General features: G+C 63.3%; 5 protein-coding genes. All 5 read left to right on the top strand.

The features are described 5' to 3' along the window. Nucleotides 1-910, top strand: a 910-nt coding sequence (locus AC5E6L_RS13795) for an aminotransferase-like domain-containing protein (protein WP_491774040.1), incomplete at its 5' end; no start/stop codon positions are given. Between the two features lie 152 nt (nt 911-1,062). Continuing rightward, complete coding sequence (locus AC5E6L_RS13790; RefSeq protein WP_491774038.1) at nt 1,063-2,445, top strand: MATE family efflux transporter; 1,383 nt, start codon at nt 1,063-1,065, stop codon at nt 2,443-2,445. Between the two features lie 236 nt (nt 2,446-2,681). Then, nucleotides 2,682-3,872 carry an MFS transporter gene (locus tag AC5E6L_RS13785; protein ID WP_491774036.1) on the top strand — a complete coding sequence of 397 codons (1,191 nt, stop codon included), beginning with the start codon at nt 2,682-2,684 and terminating at the stop codon, nt 3,870-3,872. Next, nucleotides 3,826-4,434, top strand: a complete 609-nt coding sequence (locus tag AC5E6L_RS13780) for a GNAT family N-acetyltransferase (RefSeq protein WP_491774034.1) — start codon at nt 3,826-3,828, stop codon at nt 4,432-4,434. The genes AC5E6L_RS13785 and AC5E6L_RS13780 overlap by 47 nt, the downstream gene beginning before the upstream one ends. A 130-nt stretch (nt 4,435-4,564) precedes the next feature. Next, a partial coding sequence (locus tag AC5E6L_RS13775) for an MFS transporter (RefSeq protein WP_491774032.1) occupies nt 4,565-5,142 on the top strand: 578 nt, incomplete at its 3' end.

Here is a 5,142-nt window from a genome sequence, read left to right as displayed (position 1 = left end):
GCAGATCGTGATCACCGCCGGCACGCGGGACGCGATCGATCTGATTGCGCGCAGCGCCTTTCGCACCGGCGATAGTGTTCTGGTCGAGGATCCAGGATACAAGTCGCTCGGCCTCGCGCTGGCCGATGGCGGATTGACGGTGCGTCCCGTTCCGGTCGGCCCGCACGGGTTTGACATCGCGCGAGGCATGGCGCTGGCGCCAGAGGCCAGGGGCGCCGTGGTGACGCCCTCGCGCCAGTTTCCGCTGGGCATGACGCTTCCCGTCGCGCGGCGCCTCGATCTTCTGGCCTGGGCGCGCGGGGCCGATGGCGTCCTGATCGAGGACGATTACGACAGCGAATTTCGCTATTCGGGCGCGCCGCTGCCGGCTTTGATGAGCCTCGACGAGCATGGCGCCGTTGTCTATCTGGGCAGCTTCTCGAAGGTGCTGTCGCCCACCTTCCGGCTCGGCTTTCTGGTCGTGCCGCCACGCCTTGTTGGGCCCATCCGCGACCGGTTGCGGGCAACGGGGCCGCGCGCCTCGTTCCTGGTGCAGCCGGTACTGGCCTGCTTCATGGCCGAAGGGCATTTCGCCGCCCATGTCCGGCGCATGCGGCGGATCTATCGCCAAAGACGGGACGTCCTGGCTGAGGCCTTGGCCGAACGGCTCGGCGATGTGCTGGAGATCGGAGATCTGTCGGCGGGTATGCATGTGGTGGTCCGACCGCGGGACGATCGAGCGCGTGCCGAGACCGACAAGGCCATCTCGGCACGCGCCCTTGAGGCGGGATTGGTGCTGCAACCCCTGTCCTCCTACTATGCGGGCAAACCCCGGTCGCAGGGCCTGGTACTCGGCTATGCCGCCTTCGACGAGGCCGTTTTGATCGACGGGGTGCGCATCCTGTCGGAGGTCCTTGGCACCCATACCTAGTTTTGGCGCAGACCCGCTCGGCTTGAAAACACGCCGCGCCAACCCTATCATGGCGTCGCGGTAAGCTGCCGTGGACGGTGCTGGCGTTCTGCCAGCCGCCTTACGTGATGGGTCATCAGCTCTTTGGGTGATCCGGAGACGGAGGTCGTGCCATGTGCAGCACCAATCCCAAAACCAGTTCACCGAGCATCTCCTTCTGGTCCCTGTCACGGACCGCCGCGCCGCTCGGCCTGTTCTACCTGACCGAGGTACTGGTCGGCCTGACCGACTTGGCCGTTGTCGGCGCGCTCGGGCCGCAGCCGCTCGCGGCGGTCGGTCTCGCCAAGACGGTCGTGCTGGCGTTCCTGACCATAGGCGGCGGCGTTCTGTCCGCCGCGCTTATCTTCATGGCCGAAGACCCCGCGCCGGAACGCCGCTCGGCGCTGGTGCGGGCATCGATCCTGATCGTGTTGGGTTTTGCCGCCGCCGGTTTCGGCGTCCACTGGACGATGCTCGCCCTGCTTCCGCCGGCGGGCTATGCGCCGGACCTCGTCGCGCATTACCGCGCCTATGGCGACGTGATGGTCTGGGCCATCGCGCCGGCGCTCGGTCTGGCGATCTGCAAGAACGTGCTCAACGCCGTCGGTCGGACCGGCATCATCGCCTTCGTCGTCGCCTTCATCGTTCTGGGCAATCTCGGGCTCAGCATCGTGCTGACCCACGGTGTCGCTGGCTTCAACGGCATGGACTTCGATGGCATGGGTGTTGCCGGCACCGGCCTCGCGACCGTGCTTGTCAATCTCGCCGCCTTTGCGTTTCTGGCCGTCCATTGTGTTCGGACAGGCATCGTGTCGCCGGCGGTGCCGCGCGATTGGCTGCGGCGGCTCGCCTCCGACATCAGGCGCGTGGTCGCCCTGGGCTGGGCGTCGGGTGCGCAACAGGGGCTGGAGAGCGTCCTGTTCGTGGTCGTGCTGTTCTTTCTCGGCGTCTTTTCCGAGACCTGGCTCATCGCCGGCAGCGTCGTCTTCGCGGTCATGGAGATCAACTATGTGGTCAGCACGGCGCTCGGCGAGGCGGTGTCGGCGCGCATCGCGCGGTTCGCACATGACCACGACCCGGAAGGTTTGAAGCGGGCGGTTCGGGCTGCGCTCACTTTGTGCACGGCGATCACGGCCTCCTTTGCGATCCTCGTCTTCCTATTCAGGGTGCCGATCGTCATGATCTTCCTGCCCGATGGCGCCGAGGGCACAGCCGCCTTCGTCGCCGGCATCCTTGCCTGGACGACCGCGATCTTCCTGTTCGACGCGCTGCAAGTCCTGTTCGTTCACATGCTGCGCGGCCTTAAAAGCACCGTGCTGCCGATGGCGGTCAGCAGTTGCAGCTACTGGCTAATCGGCGTCGGCGGCGGACTGCTTTTGGCCTATGGCCGGGCGTTGGAGGGCCTGGGCATTTGGATCGGCTTCTGCGCCGGGTTGATTGCGGCCGCCCTCATTCTCGGCCTCATGTTCCGGTCGGCGTTCATCGCGACGCGGTCGAACATTGGCCAGCGGGCTTAACGCGTGCAGGAGATGACGAAGCATATTTGCTTTTCTTATGCATCTGCATAAGCCGAAACGCCGTTTTTTCTTGTTTTGCAGCCGTCTAACCCTTCGGCATCGGAGCTTGGCGACCTCGCGGCTCGCCGAGCTTCAATCGCCTTCCCGGACCCCGGGGAGTTGGTGGAGATGTCGGAGTGCACGGGACCACAGGCAAGACGCGGCGATACCTATCGGCTCTGGCGACCTTACTGTGCATGCTTTGCATTCTCGCGACCTATGCGTTCGGCAATTATCTGTTCGCGGCGCTTTTGCCCGACATGCAGGCGGCGATCGGGTTCGACTATTCCGGCGCGGGCCTGATCACCTCGATGGGCATGGTCGGCTTCCTGGTGGGATCTTTGATCAGCGCGCGCCTGTGCGCCCTCATCGGATCGGAGAACCTCGTCATCCTGACGATGCTCGTGACCGCGGGCGCTTTGTTCGGATATGCCCTTGCCGGCAACTACTGGACGCTCTTGATCTTGCGCACGATGATCGGTGTCGCCACAGCGACCGCCTGGGTCCCGATGGCCGTCCTTATCCCACGCTTCACGCCGCCTGCGTTTCGGGGGCGGGCCATGGGTTTCGTCAATGCCGGCACCAATTTCGGTCTCATCCTCAACGGCGTGCTGCTCAGCCTGCTTCTGACGCCCATCGGATCGGACGGGCTCTGGATCGTGACCGGACTCATCAGTCTGTTGATCGCCGTCGGCTGCTTCATCGTGTTTCGTCGCGCAGACGGTTTCCAACCGGGAACGATGACAACGTCTTCAGGTCGAAGTGCCTGCAAGAGAACCGAAGCGGGCGGCAACCGCATCGGCATGGCGCTGGTGCTCGTGTGCGCTTCCATCGTGGCGCTGCTCGGCGCGCCGCTTCTGACCTATCTGAGCGCTTATGCCGTCGATGATCTCGGATATCGACCGAGCCAGATCGCGCCCATCTGGTCGATGATGGGTATAGCCGGCGCATTGGGCGGTGTCGCTCTGGGATGGATCGCCGACAAGCATACGGTCCGCACCGCCATCGTGATGGCCTTTGCCCTTCTGGGCGGGACTGCGGCGATACTGACCATTGGTTCAGACAACACGCCACTGCCGGCGCTGTATGCGGCCGCCGTAATGCTCTCAATCGGCTTCTTCGCCGTTTATGGGCTTTTGCCGGCCTATATCTCACACAGCTTTCCGGCCGGACAATCGATTGCCATCTTCGGCTACGTCAACGCGGCTCAGGCCGCGTTCAGCGCTTTGGGAAACTATCTGTTCGGTTTCCTGCGCGATCAGACCGGCTCGTTCGACATTCTGTTCTGGGTGAGTGCGGGGCTGGCGCTGGTCGGCATCGTGATTTCCGCGCGCGGCTTCGATGATGGCGATGATCGGCGCGCGCAAACCAAGAAAGGAAACCGATAAGGTGTCTCAATCATCCACCATCGAAATCCCCCGGATCGTAACTGAACGACTTATCCTGAGAGCGCACCGCGCCGACGATTTTGAGGCGTCGCTTGCGATGTGGTCGAATGCTGATGTCGTCCGCCATATTGGCGGGATTCCTTCGACCTCTATCGACGCATGGGGCAGGCTTCTGCGTTATGTCGGCCTGTGGAGGTTCCTGGGTTACGGCTATTGGGTCGTCGAGGATCGGGCGACGGGACGCTTTGTCGGCGAGGTCGGCTTTGCGGATTTCAAGCGCGATATCGGCAAGGATTTTGACGGCATGCCGGAAGCGGGCTGGGTGATCTCGCCCAACTGGGCTGGCCGGGGCTACGCCACGGAAGCGATACGCGCGGGGCTCGAATGGTTCGATCAAGCCATGCCTGGCAGCGAATCCTTCTGCATGATCGCTCCCGCGAACGAGGCGTCCATCAAGGTGGCCCGTAAGCTCGGATACGCCCCGGATAGGCAGATCACATACAAGGACACCCCGGTTGAGATCCACCTCAGACTAAGCCCAGGCGTGAAGCGGCCCGGCTGATCTTGGTTGGGTGAACGTAGCCGGCATGGCCGCAGGCACAGCGCCATAACTTCCGTTTATGGAAACGGATAAAAAGAAACCAGCTTCTTCGATATTCCAGGCCTCGTTATGTGTGTCGGCATCTTCCGTGATGACCGAGTCCACCATGCATTCCGCACGCCTGTCCACAACGTTTCCGCTGCTTCTGACCACGGCCATCGGGCTTCTGGCGACGGACCTTTATCTGCCCGCGATTCCGATCATCGCCGATGCGCTGGACGCGTCCGTCGAGCATGCGCAGTACACGCTGGTCGCCTTCTTCGCGGCGTTCTCGGCCTTTCAACTCGTCTATGGCGCATTGGCCCAGCGCTTCAACGCCGGCACAATTCTTGCGCTTGCGATCGCACTTCTGGCGATCGGCAGTCTGATCGGGGCATTGGCCCAGTCGATCGAGACGCTGATCGCGGCACGACTGATCCAGGGTGTCGGGGCATCAGCCGGTGCGGCGATCGTGCCGGGCGTCGTGCGCCGTCTGTTCGACCAGCGCACGTCGGTACGGGTCATCTCGGTGTTCGGCGTGTTTGAGTCCTGCATTCCCGCTCTGGCGCCCATTGTCGGTGCGGGAATGGTCGTGCTCCTGGGTTGGCGGTCGACCTTCTGGGCTTTGACCGTGGTTGCTGTCCTGTCGTGCCTCCTGCTCCTTCGGATGCGCGACAAGACGGCCATAGC

It is taken from the genome of Roseitalea sp., assembly GCF_984466335.1.
Note: the sequence above shows the minus strand (reverse complement) of the source record. Positions and strands in the feature narration are given on the sequence as shown.

Coding starts and splice junctions, on each gene's coding strand:
- AC5E6L_RS13780 (WP_491774034.1), top strand. CDS start 3,826: ATGATGGCGATGATCGGCGCGCGCAAACCAAGAAAGGAAACCGATAAG.
- AC5E6L_RS13790 (WP_491774038.1), top strand. CDS start 1,063: ATGTGCAGCACCAATCCCAAAACCAGTTCACCGAGCATCTCCTTCTGG.
- AC5E6L_RS13785 (WP_491774036.1), top strand. CDS start 2,682: ATGCTTTGCATTCTCGCGACCTATGCGTTCGGCAATTATCTGTTCGCG.